This is a genomic window from Geodermatophilus sp. SYSU D00708, from assembly GCF_054050115.1.
Genome location: NZ_JBJGYS010000035.1, coordinates 24,995 through 45,124, shown reverse-complemented (window position 1 = coordinate 45,124; position 20,130 = coordinate 24,995). Strand labels below are relative to the sequence as shown.

At 73.2% G+C, this 20,130-nt stretch carries 17 protein-coding genes and 1 tRNA gene; 9 read left to right on the top strand and 9 right to left on the bottom strand.

The features are described 5' to 3' along the window. Positions 1–341: 341 nt before the first annotated feature. Positions 342–1,802, bottom strand: a complete 1,461-nt coding sequence (gene rpsA, locus ACI79D_RS21880; RefSeq protein WP_456920612.1) for a 30S ribosomal protein S1 — start codon at positions 1,800–1,802, stop codon at positions 342–344. A 214-nt stretch (positions 1,803–2,016) separates the two neighbouring features. On the opposite strand from rpsA, the gene ACI79D_RS21875 reads away from it, so the two are divergent. Then, on the top strand, positions 2,017–2,865 hold the full coding sequence (locus ACI79D_RS21875; protein ID WP_456920611.1) for a class I SAM-dependent methyltransferase: 849 nt from the start codon (positions 2,017–2,019) through the stop codon (positions 2,863–2,865). Between the two features lie 46 nt (positions 2,866–2,911). Here the strand turns inward: ACI79D_RS21875 and ACI79D_RS21870 are convergent, their stop codons facing one another. Both ACI79D_RS21870 and polA read right to left on the bottom strand, forming a co-directional pair. After that, positions 2,912–3,769 carry an FAD-dependent monooxygenase gene (locus tag ACI79D_RS21870; RefSeq protein ID WP_456920610.1) on the bottom strand — a complete coding sequence of 286 codons (858 nt, stop codon included), beginning with the start codon at positions 3,767–3,769 and terminating at the stop codon, positions 2,912–2,914. Between the two features lie 123 nt (positions 3,770–3,892). Further along, positions 3,893–6,637: a DNA polymerase I gene (gene polA / locus ACI79D_RS21865; RefSeq protein ID WP_456920609.1), complete on the bottom strand. Its 2,745-nt coding sequence runs from the start codon at positions 6,635–6,637 to the stop codon at positions 3,893–3,895. Between the two features lie 98 nt (positions 6,638–6,735). Between polA and ACI79D_RS21860 the strand changes: the two genes are divergently transcribed. Continuing rightward, on the top strand, positions 6,736–7,152 hold the full coding sequence (locus ACI79D_RS21860) for a PaaI family thioesterase (protein ID WP_456920608.1): 417 nt from the start codon (positions 6,736–6,738) through the stop codon (positions 7,150–7,152). Between the two features lie 20 nt (positions 7,153–7,172). Here ACI79D_RS21860 and ACI79D_RS21855 read toward each other — a convergent pair whose 3' ends face one another. Continuing rightward, positions 7,173–7,568: a VOC family protein gene (locus tag ACI79D_RS21855; protein ID WP_456920607.1), complete on the bottom strand. Its 396-nt coding sequence runs from the start codon at positions 7,566–7,568 to the stop codon at positions 7,173–7,175. Between the two features lie 55 nt (positions 7,569–7,623). Next, positions 7,624–8,265 carry a GNAT family N-acetyltransferase gene (locus tag ACI79D_RS21850; RefSeq protein ID WP_456920606.1) on the bottom strand — a complete coding sequence of 214 codons (642 nt, stop codon included), beginning with the start codon at positions 8,263–8,265 and terminating at the stop codon, positions 7,624–7,626. A 322-nt stretch (positions 8,266–8,587) separates the two neighbouring features. On the opposite strand from ACI79D_RS21850, the gene ACI79D_RS21845 reads away from it, so the two are divergent. The 5 genes from ACI79D_RS21845 to ACI79D_RS21825 all read left to right on the top strand — a co-directional run bounded on the left by ACI79D_RS21845 (position 8,588) and on the right by ACI79D_RS21825 (position 13,288). Next, positions 8,588–9,814 carry an ABC transporter permease subunit gene (locus ACI79D_RS21845; RefSeq protein WP_456920605.1) on the top strand — a complete coding sequence of 409 codons (1,227 nt, stop codon included), beginning with the start codon at positions 8,588–8,590 and terminating at the stop codon, positions 9,812–9,814. A 3-nt stretch (positions 9,815–9,817) separates the two neighbouring features. After that, positions 9,818–10,816 carry a branched-chain amino acid ABC transporter permease gene (locus ACI79D_RS21840; protein ID WP_456920604.1) on the top strand — a complete coding sequence of 333 codons (999 nt, stop codon included), beginning with the start codon at positions 9,818–9,820 and terminating at the stop codon, positions 10,814–10,816. Next, on the top strand, positions 10,806–11,855 hold the full coding sequence (locus ACI79D_RS21835; protein ID WP_456920603.1) for an ABC transporter ATP-binding protein: 1,050 nt from the start codon (positions 10,806–10,808) through the stop codon (positions 11,853–11,855). The genes ACI79D_RS21840 and ACI79D_RS21835 overlap by 11 nt, the downstream gene beginning before the upstream one ends. Next, positions 11,852–12,709: an ABC transporter ATP-binding protein gene (locus ACI79D_RS21830; protein ID WP_456920602.1), complete on the top strand. Its 858-nt coding sequence runs from the start codon at positions 11,852–11,854 to the stop codon at positions 12,707–12,709. Before ACI79D_RS21835 ends, ACI79D_RS21830 begins: the two co-directional genes overlap by 4 nt. 159 nt (positions 12,710–12,868) lie before the next feature. After that, positions 12,869–13,288: a DUF7712 family protein gene (locus tag ACI79D_RS21825; protein WP_456920601.1), complete on the top strand. Its 420-nt coding sequence runs from the start codon at positions 12,869–12,871 to the stop codon at positions 13,286–13,288. A gap of 91 nt (positions 13,289–13,379) precedes the next feature. Here the strand turns inward: ACI79D_RS21825 and ACI79D_RS21820 are convergent, their stop codons facing one another. Next, positions 13,380–14,717 carry an ABC transporter substrate-binding protein gene (locus ACI79D_RS21820; protein WP_456920600.1) on the bottom strand — a complete coding sequence of 446 codons (1,338 nt, stop codon included), beginning with the start codon at positions 14,715–14,717 and terminating at the stop codon, positions 13,380–13,382. 191 nt (positions 14,718–14,908) lie between these two features. Further along, entirely contained in the window at positions 14,909–15,508 is a 600-nt protein-coding gene (locus tag ACI79D_RS21815; protein ID WP_456920599.1) for an ANTAR domain-containing response regulator, read from the bottom strand. Positions 15,509–15,589: 81 nt separating this feature from the next. Here ACI79D_RS21815 and ACI79D_RS21810 point away from each other — a divergent pair. Together ACI79D_RS21810 and ACI79D_RS21805 are read left to right on the top strand one after the other, a co-directional pair. Beyond that, positions 15,590–15,663 (top strand) — tRNA-Leu (locus ACI79D_RS21810). A 375-nt stretch (positions 15,664–16,038) separates the two neighbouring features. Beyond that, positions 16,039–17,742: a pyridoxal-dependent decarboxylase gene (locus ACI79D_RS21805; protein ID WP_456920598.1), complete on the top strand. Its 1,704-nt coding sequence runs from the start codon at positions 16,039–16,041 to the stop codon at positions 17,740–17,742. A gap of 1 nt (position 17,743) precedes the next feature. Here the strand turns inward: ACI79D_RS21805 and ACI79D_RS21800 are convergent, their stop codons facing one another. Together ACI79D_RS21800 and pyk are read right to left on the bottom strand one after the other, a co-directional pair. After that, a complete protein-coding gene (locus ACI79D_RS21800; protein WP_456920597.1) occupies positions 17,744–18,628 on the bottom strand; it encodes an acyl-CoA thioesterase in 885 nt (294 codons plus the stop codon). Beyond that, on the bottom strand, positions 18,625–20,040 hold the full coding sequence (gene pyk / locus ACI79D_RS21795; RefSeq protein ID WP_456920596.1) for a pyruvate kinase: 1,416 nt from the start codon (positions 20,038–20,040) through the stop codon (positions 18,625–18,627). Before pyk ends, ACI79D_RS21800 begins: the two co-directional genes overlap by 4 nt. Positions 20,041–20,130 lie beyond the last annotated feature (90 nt).

The following is a 20,130-nucleotide window of genomic DNA, read 5'->3' as shown; positions in this document are numbered from 1 at the left end:
GGGGGGGGGGGGGGGGGGGGGGGGGGGGGGGGGGGGGGGGGGGGGGGGGGGGGGGGGGGGGGGGGGGGGGGGGGGGGGCGGGGGGGGGGGGGGGGGGGGGGGGGGGGGGGGGGGGGGGGGGGGGGGGCGGGGGGGGGGGGGGGGGGGGGGGGGGGGCCCCTCGGGGGGGGGGGGGGGGCGGGTCCCCCGCCGGCGGCGCGCGGGGGCCCCCCCCCCCCCCCCCCCTCTCTCGCGCCTGCCGTCCGCCCCGCCTGCCGGCAGGCCTGCGGACGACGGAGGCCCGGGACCCCGCAGGGTCCCGGGCCTCCGCCTCAGGTGTCGCTCAGCTCAGCCGAGGACGGTCACTCGCCGCCGGCCAGCTTGGCGCGCAGCGCCGCGAGCGCCTCGTCGCTGGCGAGCGTGCCGCCGGAGGTGTCGCTCGGAGCGGTGTCGCCGCTGGAGTAGTTCCCACCGGCCGCAGCCTCGGCGTCGGCCGCGCGGGCGTCGGCGATCTGCTTGCGGTGCGCCTCGAAACGAGCCTGGGCCTCGGCGTACTGCCGCTCCCACTCGTCGCGCTGCGTCTCGAAGCCCTCGCGCCACTCCCCGGTCTCCGGGTCGAAGCCCTCGGGGTAGATGTAGTTGCCCTGCTCGTCGTACGACGCGGCCATGCCGTACGCCGCCGGGTCGAACTGGTCCTCGTCGCCGATGACGCCCTCGTTGGCCTGCTTGAGCGACAGCGAGATCCGGCGCCGGTCGAGGTCGATGTCGATGACCTTGACCAGGATCTCGTCGCCGACCTGCACGACCTGCTCGGGGATCTCCACGTGGCGCTCGGCCAGCTCGGAGATGTGCACCAGACCCTCGATGCCCTCGTCGACGCGGACGAACGCACCGAAGGGCACCAGCTTGGTGACCTTGCCGGGGACGACCTGGCCGATCTGGTGGGTCCGGGCGAACTGACGCCACGGGTCCTCCTGGGTCGCCTTCAGCGACAGGGAGACCCGCTCACGGTCGAGATCGACGTCGAGGACCTCGACGGTGACCTCCTGGCCCACCTCGACGACCTCGGACGGGTGGTCGATGTGCTTCCAGGACAGCTCGGAGACGTGCACCAGGCCGTCGACGCCGCCCAGGTCCACGAACGCACCGAAGTTGACGATCGAGGAGACGACGCCGGTGCGGACCTGGCCCTTGGCGAGCTTGTTGAGGAACTCGCTGCGGACCTCGGACTGGGTCTGCTCCAGCCACTGGCGGCGGGAGAGGACGACGTTGTTGCGGTTCTTGTCGAGCTCGATGATCTTGGCCTCGAGCTCGCGGCCCACGTAGGGCTGCAGGTCGCGGACGCGGCGCATCTCGACCAGCGAGGCAGGGAGGAACCCGCGCAGGCCGATGTCGAGGATGAGACCGCCCTTGACGACCTCGATGACGGTGCCGGTGACGACCTCGTCGGCTTCCTTCTTCGCCTCGATCGTGCCCCAGGCGCGCTCGTACTGGGCGCGCTTCTTGGACAGGATCAGGCGGCCTTCCTTGTCCTCCTTCTGGAGGACGAGGGCTTCCACCTCGTCGCCGACGGTCACGACCTCGTTGGGGTCGACGTCGTGCTTGATGGACAGCTCCCGCGAGGGGATGACGCCCTCGGTCTTGTAGCCGATGTCCAGCAGCACCTCGTCGCGGTCGACCTTGACGATGACGCCTTCGACGATGTCGCCGTCGTTGAAGTACTTGATCGTCTGGTCGATGGCCGCGAGGAAGTCCTCCTCGGTGCCGATGTCGTTGACGGCGACCTGGGGAGTGCTGTTCGGACGGACCTGGGTGGAGGTCATGTGGTCGAGTGCTCCGGACGGGGGTGGAGTAGGGACAGGACGACCCGCGGCCGGGTGACCGCAGGGAGCGGGGAGACCGGCGCGCGCCGACCCCCGACGGGGACAGCACTGACAGACCTCTGGCGCATTCCCCATGGTACGGACGTCCGGAGGAGTGGGTCCACCTGGGTGCGCGCCCCCTCCCGGGACCCCGGCGTGTCACGATCGGCGTGTCATGGAGATCCCGCCGCAGCCCTCCGGTCTGCCGCTCGCCGAGGACGGCTACCCGGCTCCGGGCGGCGTGACCCGGCGGCCGGCCGGTGCCGCGGAGTCGGTCCGGGCCAACCGCCGCTGGTGGGACGCCGCCGCGCCGGCCTACCTCGCCGAGCACGGCGCGGACCTCGGCGACGTCGACTTCCTCTGGTGCCCCGAGGGGCTGCGGGAGAGCGAGGCGCACCTGCTCGGCGACGTCGCGGGCCGCCGGGTGCTCGAGGTCGGCTGCGGGTCGGCGCCCTGCTCGCGATGGCTGCGCCGGGCGGGCGCCGAGGCCGTCGCGCTGGACCTCTCCGGCGGCATGCTGGCCCGCGCCGCCGAGCTCAACCGGTCCACCGGCACCCCCGTCCCGCTCGTCCAGGCCGACGTCGGCGCGCTGCCGCTGACCTCGGCGAGCGTGGACCTCGCCTGCTCGGCCTACGGCGGGCTGCCGTTCGTGGCCGACGTCGAGGGCGCCCTGGCCGAGGTGGCGCGGGTGCTCCGCCCGGGCGGGCGCTTCGTCGCGTCGGTGAACCACCCGATGCGCTGGCCCTTCCCGGACTCCCCCGACCCCGAGGACCTGCGCATCGTCTCCTCCTACTTCGACCGCACCCCGTACGTGGAGACCGACGACGACGGGCGGGCGGTGTACGTGGAGCACCACCGCACGGTCGGCGACTGGGTGCGCGCCGTCGTCGGCGCCGGCTTCGTGCTGGCGGACCTGGTCGAGCCGGAGTGGACACCGGGCCGCACCCGGTTGTGGGGGCAGTGGTCGCCGGAGCGCGGGGCGCTCGTCCCGGGCACGCTGGTCCTGGTCTGCCGCCGACCCTGACCCTGCACCTCAGCTGGAGGGGGCGGCGGGGGGGCGTCTCCGCGAGTCAGGCGGCGACCACTGCCCAGCTCTGCGCGTTGTCGGCCTCGGCGGCGAAGCCGTGCCCGTTGCCCGGAACCCCGTGCGCGGCGTCGCCGGCCAGCAGCGCCCGTCCCTCCCGGAAGCGGGCCGCGGCGCGCTGGTGCATGCGGTACGGCGCGAACTCGACCAGCTCAGGGCCGTCCCCGTCCCCGAGCACCGCGTCGAAGAAGCGCGGCATCCGGTCGCGGACGCTCTCCTCGGGCAGGGCGTCGTCCTCGCAGTACGTGTACCGCCACACCCCGCCGCCGTGCGAGCCGTCGATCTTGGCGATCACGGCGCCGAACTCGTCGTCCACGACGAAGGTGGTCTGCGCGAAGCCGCCGTCCTGGAACGGGTAGCGGACGTTGGTCGCCACGAACCGCTCCGGCCAGGTGAAGCCCTCGAAGTCGATGCCCAGGGCGCGGCGCACGCCGCTGCGGGCGCCGTCGGCCCCGATCAGCCACCCGGCCCGCAGCGATCGGCGCCCCTCCGGCGTCTCCGCGACGACGGTCACCCCGGTGTCGTCCTGGGCCACCTCGACGACGTCGTGCTGCCACAGCACCGTGGCCGAGTCGTACGCGGCGAGCTCGGCGAGCACCAGCTGCACGAGGGCGCCCTGGCCGAGGTGCAGGTTGTACGGCCGGTGGACGACGCCCTCCAGTGGCTGCAGCCCGAAGCGGACCCGCTCCCCCGTCCGGTGCGCCCGGTACTCGTAGTCCTGCTCGAGGAAGCCGCGGGCGGCGGCCTGCTCGTAGACGCCGAGCCGGTCCAGCCCCTCGAGCACCGCCCAGTGGTAGACGGCCGCGCGCGGCGACATGACGACGTCGGGCGTGCGATCGAGCACCGAGGGGGCAGCGGGGGGTCAACCCCGCCCTCCGCCCCCCGGAAGCAGCAGGACCCCGTCCTCGGCCCCGGTGCAGGGTCCCGCGCCGAGCCTGCGAGGCGCGGGGGGCACCGGGGTCCTTCATCAGTGCGCGGCGGCGTCCCAGCTGGCGCCGAAGCCGACCGAGACCTCCAGCGGCACCGAGAGCTGCGCGGCACCGGCCATCTCGCGGCGGACGAGCGCCTCCAGGGCCGCCTCCTCCCCCGCCGCCACCTCGAGCACGAGTTCGTCGTGGACCTGCAGCAGCATCCGCGAGCGCAGCCCCTCGGCGGCGATGGCCTTCTCCACGTTCAGCATGGCCACCTTGATGACGTCGGCGGCCGAGCCCTGGATGGGCGCGTTGAGCGCCATCCGCTCGGCCATCTGGCGCCGCTGCCCGTTGTCGCTGGTCAGGTCGGGCAGGTAGCGGCGCCGGCCCAGCGTCGTCTCGGTGTAGCCGGTCTGCCGGGCGTCGTCGACGACGCTGTCGAGGTAGTCGCGGATGCCGCCGAAGCGCTCGAAGTAGGCGTGCATCTGCTCGCGCGCCTCCTCGGTGGAGATGCGCAGCTGCTGGGACAGGCCGTAGGCCGACAGCCCGTAGGCCAGGCCGTAGCTCATGGCCTTGATCCGCCGGCGCATCTCCGGGTCGACGTCCTCGATCGGGATGTTGAACGCCCGGGCGGCGACGAAGGAGTGCAGGTCCTCCCCCGACGTGAAGGCCTCGATCAGGCCCGCGTCGCCGGAGAGGTGGGCCATGATCCGCATCTCGATCTGGCTGTAGTCCGCCGTCATCAGCGTCTCGTAGCCGGATCCGACGACGAACGCCTGCCGGATCCGGCGGCCCTCGGCGGTGCGGATCGGGATGTTCTGCAGGTTCGGGTCGGTGGAGGAGAGCCGCCCGGTGGCGGCGATCGTCTGCTGGAACGTGGTGTGGATGCGGCCGCCGTCGTCGACCATCGGGATCAGGCCGTCGATGACCGTGCGCAGCCGGGTGACGTCCCGGTGGCGGAGCAGGTGCTCGAGGAACGGGTGACCGGTCTGCTCGAGCAGCCAGGTGAGCGCGTCGGCGTCCGTGGTGTAGCCGGACTTGATCTTCTTCGTCTTGGGCAGGCCGAGCTCGTCGAAGAGCACCGCCTGCAACTGCTTGGGCGACCCCAGGTTCACCTCGCGGCCGATGACCGCGTAGCACTCGGCGGCCGCGGCCGCGACGCCCTCGGCGAACTCCCGCTGCAGCTCCTGCAGGAACTCCAGGTCGGCGGCGATCCCGCGCTGCTCCATGCGGGCCAGGACGAAGGTGAGCGGCAGCTCCATCGCGCCCAGCAGGTGGTCGCCGCCGCGCTGGCCGAGCACCGACTCCAGCGCGTCGGACAGGTCGTTGACCGCGACGGCCTTGAGCACGTCGGCGGTGGCCGCCTCGCGGGCGAGGTCGTCCTCCGACGGACCCATCCCGTCGAGGGTCAGCTGCGATTCCTCGGCGGCGGCGTCCTTGAGCTCCCGGCGCAGGTAGCGCACCGCCAGGTCGGCGAGGTCGAACGAGCGCTGGCCGGGCATCGCCAGGTAGGCGGCGAGCGCGGTGTCGCTGACCACGCCCTCGAGCTCCCAGCCGCGGGCCCAGACGGCCAGCAGCGGGCCCTTCACCTCGTGCACGACCTTGGGCCGGTCCGGGTCGGCGAGCCAGGCGGCGAGCGCCTGCTCGTCTGCGACGTCGAGGCCGGGGCCCAGGTCGACGAAGGTGGTGTGGTCGTCGGCGGCGGCCAGCGCGAGACCGGTGAGCTCCCCCGTGCCGCGGCCCCACGTGCCGCGGAAGATGACGCCGGTGCGCCCGGTCCGGGCGTGCTCGTCCAGCCAGGCCCCGAGCCCGCCGGCCGGCACCTCGTCGACGACGACGTCGAAGCCGCCCTCGACCTCCGGCTCGGCGCTGGTGAGCGTCGCGAACAGCCGCTCCCGCAGCACCCGGAACTGCAGGTTGTCGAAGAGGGTGTGCACCTCGTTGCGGTCCCACGGCTGGACGGCGAGGTCGGCCGGGCCGAGGTCCAGCGCCACGTTCCGGTCGAGCTCGGTCAGCCGGCGGTTCTGCAGCACCGAGGACAGGTGCTCGCGCAGCTTCTCGCCCACCTTGCCCTTGACCGTGTCGACCCGGTCGACCAGCGCGTCGAGCGAGCCGTACTCGCGCACCCACTTGGCGGCGGTCTTCTCCCCCACGCTCGGGATGCTCGGCAGGTTGTCGCTGGGGTCGCCCCGCAGCGCGGCGAAGTCCGGGTACTGGGCCGGCGTGAGGCCGTACTTGGCCTCGACCTCCTCCGGCGTGAACCGGGTGAGGTCGGAGACCCCCTTGCGCGGGTAGAGCACCGTGACGTGCTCGTTGACCAGCTGCAGCGCGTCGCGGTCGCCGGTGGCGATGAGCACGTCCATGCCCTGCTCGACCGCCTGCACCGTCAGGGTGGCGATCACGTCGTCGGCCTCGAAGCCCTCGGCGGTGATGACCGGCACGCGCAGCGCCCCGAGCACCTCCTGGATCAGGCTGACCTGGCCGCGGAAGTCCGTCGGGCTCTCGGCCCGGTTGGCCTTGTACTCCGCGTAGATCTCGCTGCGGAACGTCTTGCGGCCCACGTCGAAGGCGACCGCGAGGTGCGTCGGCTGCTCGTCGCGCAGGATGTTGATCAGCATCGACGTGAACCCGTAGACGGCGTTCGTCGGCTGGCCCGTGGTGGTGGAGAAGTTCTCCACCGGCAGGGCGAAGAAGGCGCGGTAGGCCAGGGAGTGCCCATCGAGCAGCAGCAGCCGCGGGCGCACCCCGGCATGTGTCGGAGCGGCGGGGCTGGACGCGGGGGCGGAGACCGGAGCGGACATCGGGGCCGATCCTAGGTCCGGCCACCGACGTCACCGCCGTGCCTCGCAGGCTCGGGTCGCGCCCCGGCAGCGAGGCCGCCGCCGGTTACCGTGCCGGGGTGACCCTCGCCCGCCCCGACTGGCTGCCGCCCGGGTTCTCCAGCCCGCTCGACGAGAAGATGGGCATCGAGATCACCGACTACGACCCCGACCACCTGGTCGCGACGATGCCGGTCGAGGGCAACCAGCAGCCGGCCGGGCTGCTGCACGGCGGGGCCACCTGCGCGCTGGTGGAGACGGTCGGCTCGTGGGCCGCCGCGCTGGGCGCGGGCCCGGGGCGCCGCTGCGTCGGCGTCGAGCTCAACGTCAGCTACCTGCGGGCGGCCACGAGCGGGACGGTCACCGCCGTCGCCACGCCGGTGCGGCGGGGCCGGACGCTGGCCACCTTCCGCGTCGAGGTCAGCGACGACACCGGCCGCCCCACGGCGACCGCCCGGCTGACCTGCATGCTCGGCGACGCGACGCCCTCCCGGTAGCGGCGGGCGGCACCTGGCTCCTACGGGAGGTTCAGCTGCCAGGAGACCCCGAAGCGGTCGTTCACCCAGCCGAAGCGGCGGCTGAAGCCGTAGTCGTCCAGCGGCATCAGGACGGCGCCGCCGTCGGAGAGGCCCGCGAAGAGCCGGTCGAGCTCCTCGGCCGATGCCGCGTCGACGAAGATCGAGAAGGACGGCGTGAAGGTGAAGGCGTGCACCGGGGGGCTGTCGAAGCAGCGGAACACCTGGCCGGCGATGGCGAAGGTGGCCTGCTCCACCGTCCCCTCGACGCCCTGCCCGTCGGCTCCCCAGCGGGTGAGGGTCAGGACGCGCGCGTCGTCGAACAGCGACGTGTAGAGCTCGAGGGCGCGCTCTGCCTCGCCCGTGAACATGAGGAAGGGGGTCACCTGCTCCGGCATGGCGGCAGGCTAGCGGCGGCCGCCGACAGGGCCGGCCGCGCGAGCGGTGGCCTCCTCAGCCCTCGGCGGCGTCGGCGAGCGGCACCACCCTCGCGAGCGGCCGGCGGCGCACCGGAGGACGGCGGGGCACCGGGACGGTCACCCCGCCCCGCTGCCAGGACGACAACGCCCGGGCCAGGGTCTCCCGCGGGACGATCCGCCGCGTGGTGAGCGGCGCGAACCCCATCCGCGCGAAGAACCGCTGCCGCTCGGCCTCGTGCCCGCCGACGGCGGCCACGACGTGGTCGGCCCCCGCCTCGGTCGCGTAGGCCACGGCGGCGGCCAGCAGTGCGGCGCCGGCACCGCGACGGCGGTGCTCGCGGTGGACGACGAGGTTGTCGACGGTCACCTGCGGGACACCGAGGACGACCGAGAGCGGGTCGAGCCCGAGGATCGCCAGCCCGACCACGAGCTCGCCGCGCACCCCGCCGTCGGGGGCGTTGGGACCCGGGAGCACGGCCAGCGCCACCCGGTGCCGGGGATCGGCGAGCAGCCGGCGGAAGCCGGCCGCGGCGGCCGCGCCGGGCGTCTGCCCGGTGAGCACCCCCTCGGCGTGCGCCTCGGCCCGGTGCTGGCGCACCAGGGCGAGGACGGCAGGCAGGTCGTCGGGACGCGCCGCGCGCGTCGTGACGAGGGACCGCGAACCGGATCCTGGCACCGGAGTCCTCCCCTGGACGGTGGCAGCAGAGTGCACCCCCGACGGCCCCCGGGCACGGCGGCGCGCCGCTCCGGCGGCGGGGGTGACAGGCGCGGCGTGTCGCGGAAAGGTCACGGGTCGCGGTGAGTACGGCGACTGGAAACACAGCCGGGTTAGGGTCCCCCGCACTCAGCACGCCCAGGGAGGTCGAGTGACGCACGCGCCAGGCCGTGTCCGACGGCACGGTCGACGACCGGCTCCACCCGGGGACCCCGCCGGGTCCGCGGGCCGGTCAGGTCCCCCCACCCGGCGCCGTTACCTGGTCCGGCTGCTCCTGGTCGCCGTGTTCGGCCTCGGGCTCGCCGCGGTGGTGCCCGGCATCGCCCAGGCCGAGGGCGAGCAGGTCGCCGGGACGCTGCAGACCAGCCGCAGCGGGCCCATCGAGGGCGTCGAGCTGACCGTCACCACGGCCGACGGCCAGGAGGTCGACTCCGTCGAGACCGACGAGCAGGGCCGCTGGGAGGTGGACCTGCCCGGGCCCGGCCAGTACGTCGTCACGCTCAACGCCGACGACCTGCCCGAGAACGTCCAGCTCGCCGGCGAGGACAACCGCACGGTGACCGTCGACGAGGGCCGCCGGCAGGCGGTCATCATCGGCCTCAACGACGGCAGCCGGGACGGCGGCGGCGGAACCGTCCGCGCCGTCCAGCTGCTGGTCGACGGCATCCGCTTCGGCCTGCTCATCGCCATGTGCGCGGTGGGCCTGTCGCTCATCTTCGGGACGACGGGGCTGACCAACTTCGCGCACGGCGAGCTGGTCACGATCGGCGCCGTCGTCGCCTGGTTCATCAACGTCCGGGGCGGCGTCCCGCTGATCCCCGCCGCGCTGATCGCCATGGTGGTCGGGGCGGCGGTGGGCGCCCTCAACGAGCTGGCGCTGTGGCGGCCGCTGCGCCGCCGCGGCACCGGCCTGATCGCGGCCCTGGTCGTGTCGATCGGCCTGTCCCTGGCGCTGCGCTACCTCATCCAGCTGGTCTACGGCGGCCGGTCGAACCCCTACCAAGGTGTCGGCGGGGGCCGCGCGGTCGACTACGGCCTGTTCCGGATGACCAACGCCGACCTCACCTCGATCGTCATCTCGATCGTCGTCCTGGTGCTCGTCGCGCTGATGCTGCAGCGCACCAAGATCGGCAAGGCCATGCGCGCGGTCGCGGACAACCGCGACCTGGCCGCCTCCTCCGGGATCGACGTGAACCGCGTCATCCTGGTCGTCTGGATGATGGGCGGGGGCCTCGCCGCGCTCGGCGGGGTGCTCCTGGGTCTCTCCGACCAGGTGCAGTGGGACATGGGCTTCCGGCTGCTGCTGCTGATGTTCGCCGGCGTCACGCTGGGCGGGCTGGGCACCGCCTACGGCGCCCTGATCGGGAGCCTCGTCGTGGGCGTCTTCGTCCAGATGTCGACGCTGGTCATCCCCAACGACGTCAAGTACGTCGGCGGTCTGCTGCTGCTGATCGTCATCCTCGTCATCCGGCCCCAGGGGATCCTGGGCAGCCGCGTCCGGGTGGGCTGACCCTTGAGCGAAGTCATCAACGCACTCGCCGTCGCGGGCAAGGCCGCCCTGGGCTTCCAGGCGATCTTCTTCGTCCTGCTGGCCGTCGGCATCAACGTGCAGTTCGGCTACACCGGCCTGCTGAACTTCGGCCAGATCGCCTTCGCCATGCTCGGCGGGTTCGGCATCGCCATCTCGGTGAGCAAGTGGGGGCTCGACTTCTGGGTCGGCGTCGCGATCGGCCTGCTGGCCGCGATCGTCCTCGCGCTCCTGCTCGGTCTGCCCACCCTGCGGCTGCGGGCGGACTACCTGGCGATCGTCACCATCGCCGCGGCGGAGGGGCTGCGGTTGCTCTTCCGGTCGGTCTCGGCCACGCCGTTGACCAACGGCACCCGCGGCATCTCGGCGTTCAACGGCGACTTCCTCGCGCTCGCGCCGTGGGCGACCAACGAGCGCTACCGCATCCTGGGCACCAGCTGGTCCGGCGGTGAGTTGTGGGTCGCCTTCGTGGGCTGGGTGCTGGTGCTCCTGTCCTGCCTGCTCATCTGGGCGCTCATGCGCAGCCCGTGGGGCCGCGTGGTCCGCTCCATCCGCGAGGACGAGGACGCCGTCCGCGCCCTCGGCAAGAACGTCTACGTCTACAAGATGCAGGCCCTGGTCATGGGCGGCATCCTCGGCGCCCTCGGTGGCATGGTCTACGCCGTCGGCACCGGCTCGGCGATCCCCGACCAGTACCAGAACGCCAACACCTTCCTGGCCTACGCCGCGCTGATCCTCGGCGGCGCCGCGACGGTGTTCGGTCCGGTGATCGGGGGGATGATCCTGTTGTTCATCCTGCAGTTCGCCGACGCCGGGCTGCGCGCGCTGATCGACAACGGGGTCATCCCCGAGGGCCTGCTCACCTCCACCGACGTCGCGACGATCCGCTTCGTCCTCGTGGGGCTGGGGCTCATGCTGTTGTTGGTCTTCCGGCCACAAGGCATCTTCGGTGACCGACGAGAGGTGATGCTCGATGCCCGCTGACCCCACGCCTGCTCAGCCGGGGCAGCCCGAGCCCCCCGCGGGCAGCGGAGCGCACGCCGCGTCCCTCGACCCGGCCGCCGGCGGCGCGCCGCGCCGGGTGGCCCAGGCCGCCCTACGCGACGTCCCGTGGGAGGTCGGCGTCGCCAAGCCCGACCCGATCGTCGTGGTGGACGGCGTGACCCGGACCTTCGGCGGCCTCACCGCGGTCGCGGTGGAGCACCTGGAGATCCAGCGCGGCGGCATCACCGGCCTGATCGGGCCCAACGGTGCCGGCAAGACGACGCTGTTCAACCTGCTCACCGGGTTCGACCAGCCCAACGCCGGGCGGTGGACCTTCGACGGCAAGTCGCTGTCCAACCTGCCGCCGCACCGGGTCGCCCGGCTCGGCGTCGTCCGCACCTTCCAGCTGACCAAGGCGCTGTCCCGGCTCACCGTGCTGCAGAACATGCTGCTCGGCGCCCAGGGCCAGAAGGGCGAGAGCTTCTTCGGGGCCCTGCTGCCCGGCTGGAAGTCGCAGGAGCGGGCCAACACCGAGAAGGCGATGGAGCTGCTCACCCGCTTCAAGCTCGACGCCAAGAAGGACGACTTCGCCGGCACCCTCTCCGGCGGTCAGCGCAAGCTGCTGGAGATGGCGCGGGCGCTGATGAGCGACCCGAAGGTCGTCATGCTCGACGAGCCGATGGCCGGGGTGAACCCGGCGCTGACCCAGAGCCTGCTCGGGCACGTCAAGGACCTGCGCGAGCAGGGCATGACGGTGATCTTCGTCGAGCACGACATGGACGTCGTCCGGGACATCAGCGACTGGGTGGTCGTCATGGCCGCCGGCCGGGTGATCGCCGAGGGGCCGCCGGAGTCGATCAGCCAGAACCAGGCCGTGGTCGACGCCTACCTCGGCGCCCACCACGACGCCCCGCTCACCGTCGAGGAGGAGGACCGCGTCCTCGCCCAGGCAGAGCGCGAGATCGCCCGCGAGGAGCACGTCGACGGCCACGACGTCTTCAGCTCCGACGTCACGCCCCAGGAGAGGACCGACCGATGAGCGACCCCCTGTTCGAGGTCGACGAGTCCGGCGAGGACCTCACCCGCGCCGACCAGGCCGCCTCGCCGGCCGCGACGCTGTCCCCCGCGGAGAAGGCCGCGACCCGGGAGGAGCACGTCCGGCTGGCCGAGGGCGCGCTGGTCCGGGCCGACGACCTGGTGGCCGGGTACGTGCCGGGCGTCAACATCCTCCGGGGCTGCGACTTCTACCTGCAGGACGGCGAGCTCGTCGGGATCATCGGGCCCAACGGCGCCGGCAAGTCCACGCTGCTCAAGACGCTGTTCGGGCTCATCCCCGTCCGGTCGGGCTCGGTGACGCTGCGCGGCGAGGACATCACCTCCGCTCCCGCGCACCGGCTGGTGTCGCTGGGGGTCGGCTACGTCCCGCAGAACAACAACGTGTTCCCCTCGCTGACCATCGAGGAGAACATGCAGATGGGCGTCTACCTGCGGCCGAAGACGTTCAAGGAGCGCTTCGACTACGTCATCGACCTGTTCCCGCTGCTCGGTGAGCGCCGCAAGGGCAAGGCCGGCGCGCTGTCCGGCGGCGAGCGGCAGATGGTCGCCATGGGCCGGGCGCTGATGATGGACCCGTCGGTGCTGCTGCTCGACGAGCCGTCGGCCGGCCTCTCCCCCGCCTACCAGGACGAGGTGTTCATCCGCTGCCGGCGGATCAACGCCACCGGGGTCTCGATCATCATGGTCGAGCAGAACGCCCGGCGGTGCCTGCAGATCTGCGACCGCGGGTACGTCCTCGACCAGGGCCGCAACGCCTACACCGACACCGGCGACAACCTCATGCACGACCCGAAGGTCATCGAGCTCTACCTGGGGACCCTCGCCAAGGCCCACTGAAGGAGGACCCCCCCTTCCCCCCACGCCTCGCAGGCTCAGGCGGAGGGCCCCTGAAGGGCGGCCGTTCCGGCACCTCACCACGACGGCGCCGTCCCCAGCCCGGGGACGGCGCCGTCGCGTGTCTGCAGGTCCGGCTCGCGCGGCGGGTACGGGGCGGGCATGAACTGGACCTGGAACATGCGGTCGCGGGACGGCGGCATGAACGGCCTGGAGTTCGCCCGGGCCACGACCGCCGGCGGCTTTAGCCGGGTGCTGGTGCACGCCGCGCCCGCCCAGCTGCGCGTCGAGGTGGTCGCCGACGACGACAGCGTCGTCCTGCGCGCCGACGCCGACCGCGAGGGCGACTACTCCCCCATCACGCTGCTCGAGCTCGGCGACGACGGCATCCGCCGCAGCGAGGTCTGGCCCGGACCGGAGCTGCACGGCGTCCCGGTGGTCCTGCCGGGCGGGGAGGTCGGCGTCCTGACCGCCTGGGAGCACGCCGAGGACCGCAGCTGGTGGCGGTGGTCGGTGGAGTTCTCCAACCACAAGGGCCGGCCGGCGGACTGGCAGCCGGCCGGCCAGCGCCTGCAGCGCTGAGCGGCCCGGACAGCACGGTGGCCCGGCACCTGGGTCGGTGCCGGGCCACCGTGGTGGTCCTCCGGGCGTCAGGGACGCCCGGCGTCACGGGTCAGCGCTGCGGGCCGATGCCGAGCGCGTTGAGCCCCTCGATGATCCGGGAGGACTCGTCGAACCCGATGACCGCGATGGCGTCGGGGTTGAAGTCGACCATCTGCTGCACCTCGGAGTCGAAGTTGGCAGCCTGCGGGTCGTAGATGATCGTCTGGATGTCGCCCTCGGCGAGACCGGCGGCCACCAGGTTGTTCTTCACGTTCTCCGCGAGCCCGGTGCCGTAGGGGTCGTTGAGCGCGAGGATCCCGACGGTGTTGTTGCCGTCCTCGATGATGAGGTCGGCCAGCGCCTCGGCCTGCAGGGTGTCCGGCGGCGCGGTGCGGAAGTACAGCCCGTTGTCGTTGTACGTCGTGAACTGGTCCGACGTGTTCGCCGGGGAGAACTGCAGGACGCCGGCACCGGTGATGGTGTCGATGACCGTCAGGCTCACACCGGAGGACGCCGCACCGATGATCGCGTTGGCGCCCGCCTGCAGGAGGGCGTCGACCGACTGGGTGGCGATGTCGGTGGTGGTGTCACCGGAGTCACGCTGGATGAGCTGCACCTGCTGGCCGAGGACACCGCCGGCGGCGTTGATGTCGTTGACGGCCAACTGCGCGGCGGCGATCTCGGGCGGGCCGAGGAAGGCCAGGTTGCCGGTCTCGGGCAGCAGGGTGCCGATGATCAGCGGCTCCGGGCTGGTGGTGCCGGCCGGCGCCGGGGCCGGGCTCTCCGCGGTGCTGGCGTTGGCCTCGTCGCCGGGGATGACGTACCGGGTCGCGCTGTCGTCGATCCGGTTGTCGTCACCGAACTGCTGGATGCCGATGCTCGCCTGGGCCGGCTCACCGGCGTCGGTGAAGCTCAGCGGCCCGGACTGGCCGTCGTAGTCGACGTCGCCGCCGTTGTTGACGATCTCCAGGCACGAGGTGAAGTCCTCGCACTTGTCGCCGCCGGCGGTGATCCCGTTGACGAAGTTCTTGAAGACGTTGGCGTCGTTGGTGCCGGCCAGCTGCGCGGCCAGCGCCGTGATCACCACGGCGTCGTAGGTCTCACCGGCGTAGTTGAAGTCGACCAGGTTGGGGTCGACGCCCAGCAGCCGGTCCCGGAAGTCGCCGGACAGCTCGGTGAGGGGCAGGGTGCCCTTCATGCCGGCGAGCGCGCCCTGCTCGGTGAAGTCCTCACCGAGGGCGTTGCCCATGTTGCCGTCGGACCCGTAGACGTTGACCTGCTTCTCGCCGCTGTCGCCGCCGCCGCCGCTCGCGCTGCCGCCCTCGTCGTCCCCGCCGCCACAGGCGGTCAGGACGAGCAGGGCTGCAGCGGACACGGCCGCGCTCCGGGCGAGGATGCCAGTGCGCATCAAGCCACTCCCACTGTGCTGTCGGTGGTGCACTCGGCCAGCCCGGCCCGGGCTGACCCCATCAGTGGGGGGAAGGTAACCGCTGCCCAGAGGCCTCGACGGAGGGTCGCCCGGACCGTGATGAGGTCGTGACCTCCCGGAACCGGCCCCGACACACAGCGGCACGGCGCGCCTACGAGCGGAGACGCAGCTCACTCGGCCGCCGGGGCCTCGGCCTCCTGCGGGTCGAGGATCCGCTGCGCGAGCGCCTTCATCGAGGTGCGCTCGTTCATCGCCGTCCGCTGGATCCAGCGGAACGCCTCGGCTTCGGTCATTCCCTGCTCGGCCATCAGCTTGCCCTTGGCCTTCTCCACGACCTTGCGGGCCTCCAGGCGGTCCTCCAGCGTCCGGACCTCGCCGTCCAGGGCCGAGATCTCGGCGAACCGGGCGCGAGCCACCTCGATCGCCGGCACCAGGTCGTTCTTGGAGAACGGCTTCACCAGGTAGGCCATCGCCCCGGCGTCGCGTGCCCGCTCGACCAACTCGCGCTGGCTGAAGGCGGTGAGCACGATGACCGGCGCGACCCGGGCCGTGGCGATCTGCTCGGCCGCCGAGAGGCCGTCGAGGACCGGCATCTGGATGTCGAGGATGACCAGGTCGGGCCGCAGCTCGGTGGCGCGGTCCACGGCCTGCTGCCCGTCGCCCACCTCGGCGACGACGCTGTACCCCTCCTCCTCCAGCATCTCCTTGAGGTCGAGGCGGATGAGCGCCTCGTCCTCGGCGATGAGGACCCGGATCGTCTCGCTGCTCACGCGCGGGAGCCTATCGATGCCGCTGCGTCGGTGACGCCCAAGTAGGCTGCTCGGGCAGCCCGGGACTCGCCGTCCCGGCACGCCCCCGTACCCCAATCGGCAGAGGGAGCGGATTCAAAACCCGCGCAGTGTGCGTTCGAGTCGCACCGGGGGCACTGTGACACGGCGGTCCTCCGGACCGACACCGCCCCACGGGCCGTTCCCACCCAGGTGGAGCGCCAGACCCCCGTCCCTGCTCGGGGGAGCCTCCGGCCCCCCACTCCCAGGGACCGACACCGCCCCACGGGCCGTTCCCCACCCAGGTGGAGCGCCAGACCCCCGTCCCTGCTCGGGGGAGCCTCCGGCCCCCCACTCCCAGGGACCGACACCGCCCCACGTGCCGTTCCCGGCTCCCGTAGAGCACCAGACCCCCGTCCGTGCTCGGGGGGAGCCTCCGCCCCACGGGCGTCCCGACTCCCGGGAAGTACCTCACCCCAGACCGCACCGGGGCGCCTGACACGAGCGGGCGGCGGCCGCCATACGGTGGCACCGTGAGCGAGCCGACGCCCCCGCACATGACCCCCGAGCAGTTCCGCCGGCACGGGCACGAGGTCGTCGACTGGATCGCCGACTACTGGACCCGGATCGGCTCCTTCCCGGTCCGCTCCCCCGTCGGGCCCGGCGACGTCCGCGAGTCGCTGCCCGCGTCGCCGCCGGAGCAGGGCGAGCCGTTCTCCGCCGTCCTGGCCGACCTCGACCGCGTCGTCCTGCCCGGGGTCACGCACTGGCAGCACCCCGGCTTCTTCGGCTACTTCCCGGCCAACACCTCCGGCCCGTCGGTGCTCGGCGACCTCGTCTCCGCGGGCCTCGGCGTCCAGGGCATGTCCTGGGTGACCAGCCCGGCGGCCACCGAGCTGGAGCAGCACGTCCTCGACTGGTTCGCCGAACTGCTCGGCTTGCCGGAGAGCTTCCGCTCGACCGGCACCGGCGGCGGCGTCGTCCAGGACTCCAGCTCCGGCGCCAACCTGGTCGCGCTGCTCGCCGCCCTCCACCGGGCCAGCGGCGGGGAGACCGTGCGCGGCGGCGTCCGCCCCGACGAGTACACCGTCTACGTCTCGGCCGAGACGCACTCGTCGATGGAGAAGGCCGTGCGCATCGCCGGCCTCGGCAGCGACGCCGTCCGCATCGTCGAGGTGGACGGCGACCTCGCGATGCGCCCCGCGGCGCTCGCGGCCCGCCTCGAGCGCGACACCGCCCGCGGCTTCCGGCCGGTGCTGGTCTGCGCCACGGTCGGGACGACCTCCACCACCGCCGTCGACCCGCTCGCCGAGCTCGGCCCCATCTGCCGCGACCACGGCGTCTGGCTGCACGTGGACGCCGCCTACGCGGGCGTGAGCGCCGTGGCCCCCGAGCTGCGCTCCCTCCAGGCCGGGGTGGAGTGGGCCGACAGCTACACCACCGACGCGCACAAGTGGCTGCTCACCGGCTTCGACGCGACCCTGTTCTGGGTCGCCGACCGGGCGGCCCTGACCGGCGCCCTGGCGATCCTGCCGGAGTACCTGCGCAACGCCGCGAGCGACGCCGGCGCCGTCGTCGACTACCGCGACTGGCAGATCGAGCTCGGCCGCCGGTTCCGCGCCCTCAAGCTGTGGTTCGTGCTGCGCTGGTACGGCGCGGAGGGGCTGCGGGCCCACGTCCGCTCGGGGGTGGCACTCGCCCAGGGACTGGCCGCCTGGGCGGAGGCCGACGACCGGTTCGACGTGGTGACCAAGCACCCGCTGTCGCTGGTGTGCCTGCGGCCCCGGTGGGCCGAGGACGTCGACGCCGACGTCGCCACCATGACGCTGCTGGAGCGGCTCAACGACGGCGGCGAGGTGTTCCTGACCCACACCACGGTGCGCGGGCAGGCGGTGCTGCGCGTGGCGATCGGCGCCCCGTCGACCACCCGGGCCCACGTGGCGCGCGCCTGGGAGCTGCTCTGCGAGGGCCACGACTGGCTGGCCGCCGACTTCGCCGAGTCGGCCGCCGAGCGGGCCCGCGCGGAGGCCGAGCGTCGTGCCGCGGCGCCGGAGGTCCCGGCCGCCCAGGACGAGACCACGACGCAAGCGGCGGCCCAGGAGGGCCTGGCGGACGGCCGTCAGCCCGCTCCGGCGGACGAGGTGCCCGACGAGCCCGCTGCCGCCGCCGACGCCCCGTCGTCGCCCGAGCAGGCCGCCGCGGCCGTCCCGGGGGACGGCGGGGGCACCGGCTCCTGAGTCAGCGCTGCACGGGCCGCAGCAGGCCCTCCTGGGCGGTCGTCGCCACGTGCGTGCCGTCGGCCGCCCAGATGCGGCCGAAGCACAGCGCGCGGCCGCCGCTGGCCGCCGGGCTGTCGGTCTCGTAGAGGAACCAGTCGTCGGCCCGCACCGGGGCGTGGAACCACACCGCGTGGTCCAGGCTGGCGCCGGCGTAGCGGTTCTGCCACCCGCCGACGCGGGCCAGCCCGGCACCCAGCAGCGTCAGGTCACTGACGAAGGTCAGCGCCGCCGCGTGCACCGCGGGCCGGTCGGGCAGCCGGCCGGCGACCCGCATCCAGACCCGGGTCGAGGTGTCCGGTGGCTGCTTGGCGACGCCGGCGAATGGGTCCTCGAGCAGCCGCTGCTCGACCGCCCGGCTGATCTCCAGGGCGCCCGAGGACTCCTGGCCGTGCGCGGCGGCGACGTCGGCCAGCGAGGGCAGCTCCTCCGGCCGGGGGACGTCGGGCATCGGCAGCGAGTGCTCGACCACCGGCGGCTCCCCCCCGGTGAAGTCCGCGGTCAGCGCGAAGATCGCCACGTCCTGGCCCTTGCGCCACTGGCACCCGATGACCCGGCGGGTGGTGAACGACCGGCCGTCGCGGATGCGGTCGACGCTGTAGCGGATCTCCTCGTGCGGGTCGCCCGGCCGCAGGAAGTAGGCGTGCAGGGAGTGCACCCCGCGCTCGGCCGGCACGGTCAGCCCCGCCGCCATCAGCGCCTGCCCGGCCACCTGGCCGCCGAAGATCCGCTGCAGCCGGGTGGTCGGCGTCCGGCCGACGAAGACGTCGGGCTCGCGCTCCTCGAGGTCGAGCACGTGCAGCAGCGAGGCGGCCTGGCTGGAGCCGTCCCCCGCCGGGCCGGTCACGAGTCGGTCCCCACCTCGTGCACGCGGATGAGGTTGGTCGAGCCCGGGGTGTTGGGCGGGCTGCCGGCCACGACGACCACCCGGTCGCCCTCCTTGAGCCGGCCGATGGCCAGCAGCGAGAAGTCGACCTGCCGGACCATGTCGTCGGTGTGCTGCACCTCGGGGACGAGGAAGGTCTCCACGCCCCACGACAGCGCCAGCTGGCTGCGCACGCGGGGGTCGACGGTGAAGGCCAGCAGCGGCTGGCGGGGGTGCAGCGCGGCCAGCCGGCGGGCGCTGTCCCCGGTCTGCGTGAAGGTGGCCAGCGCGTTGACCTGCAGGCTCTCGCTCACGTCGCGGGCCGCGCGGACGATCGCGCCCGACCGCGACCGGGAGCGGCGGACGAGTTCCGGGGCGGCGACGTTGTCGCTCTCGACCGCGTCGATGATCCGCTCCATCGTGCGGACGGCGGCGATCGGGTAGCGGCCGACCGAGGTCTCCCCCGACAGCATGACCGCGTCGGCCCCGTCGAGGACGGCGTTGGCGACGTCGGAGGCCTCGGCGCGGGTGGGCCGCGACGAGCTGATCATGGACTCGAGCATCTGGGTGGCGACGATGACCGGCTTGTTGCGCTCCCGGGCGGCCTGCACGGCGCGCTTCTGCACCAGCGGGACCCTCTCCAGCGGCAGCTCCACGCCCAGGTCGCCGCGGGCCACCATGATCCCGTCGAAGGCCTCGACGATCGCCTCGAGGTTCTCCACCGCCTCGGGCTTCTCGAGCTTGGCGATGACCGGGACGAAGACGTCCTCCTGGCGCATGATGTCGCGCACCAGCTCGACGTCGGCCGGAGACCGGACGAACGACAGCGCCACGAAGTCCACCGACAGGTGCAGCGCGAAGCGCAGGTCCTCGGCGTCCTTCTCCGACAGCGCGGGCACGCTCACCGCCACGCCGGGCAGCGACAGGCCCTTGTTGTTGGACACCTCGCCGCCCTCGACGACCAGGCACCACACGTCGGGGCCCTCCACGGCGACCACCGACAGCGCCAGCTTGCCGTCGTCGACCAGGAGGCGGTCGCCGACCCGGGCATCGGCCGCCAGGCCCTTGTACGTCGTCGAGACCCGCTCGGCGGTGCCCTCGACGTCGTCCACGGTGATGCACACGCGGCTGCCGGTCTGCCACTGGACCGGGCCGTCGGCGAAGGTGCCGAGGCGGATCTTGGGGCCCTGCAGGTCGGCGAGGACGGCGACGGCGTGGCCGGTGCGGTCCGACGCCTCGCGGACCAGCTTGTAGGCGCGCTCGTGGTCGGCGTGCGCACCGTGGCTGAAGTTCAGCCGTGCGACGTCCATCCCGGACTCGACGAGGGCGGTGACCTGCTCCTGCGAGGAGGTCGCCGGCCCCAGCGTGCAGACGATCTTGGCGCGACGCGACATGGCTCAAACGCTATAGGGCCCGCCCCGGTCCCGTGCGATGGACCCATGTGAGCGCTCACACCAGCCCCAGGGAGCACGAGGGCCGGGCCC

Excerpts from the sequence above, each read along its gene's own strand:
- ACI79D_RS21825 (WP_456920601.1), top strand. The coding sequence starts at position 12,869 with ATGAACTGGACCTGGAACATGCGGTCGCGGGACGGCGGCATGAACGGC.
- ACI79D_RS21855 (WP_456920607.1), bottom strand. The coding sequence starts at position 7,568 with ATGCCGGAGCAGGTGACCCCCTTCCTCATGTTCACGGGCGAGGCAGAG.
- ACI79D_RS21830 (WP_456920602.1), top strand. The coding sequence starts at position 11,852 with ATGAGCGACCCCCTGTTCGAGGTCGACGAGTCCGGCGAGGACCTCACC.
- ACI79D_RS21835 (WP_456920603.1), top strand. The coding sequence starts at position 10,806 with ATGCCCGCTGACCCCACGCCTGCTCAGCCGGGGCAGCCCGAGCCCCCC.
- rpsA (WP_456920612.1), bottom strand. The coding sequence starts at position 1,802 with ATGACCTCCACCCAGGTCCGTCCGAACAGCACTCCCCAGGTCGCCGTC.
- ACI79D_RS21820 (WP_456920600.1), bottom strand. The coding sequence starts at position 14,717 with ATGCGCACTGGCATCCTCGCCCGGAGCGCGGCCGTGTCCGCTGCAGCC.
- ACI79D_RS21875 (WP_456920611.1), top strand. The coding sequence starts at position 2,017 with ATGGAGATCCCGCCGCAGCCCTCCGGTCTGCCGCTCGCCGAGGACGGC.
- polA (WP_456920609.1), bottom strand. The coding sequence starts at position 6,637 with ATGTCCGCTCCGGTCTCCGCCCCCGCGTCCAGCCCCGCCGCTCCGACA.
- pyk (WP_456920596.1), bottom strand. The coding sequence starts at position 20,040 with ATGTCGCGTCGCGCCAAGATCGTCTGCACGCTGGGGCCGGCGACCTCC.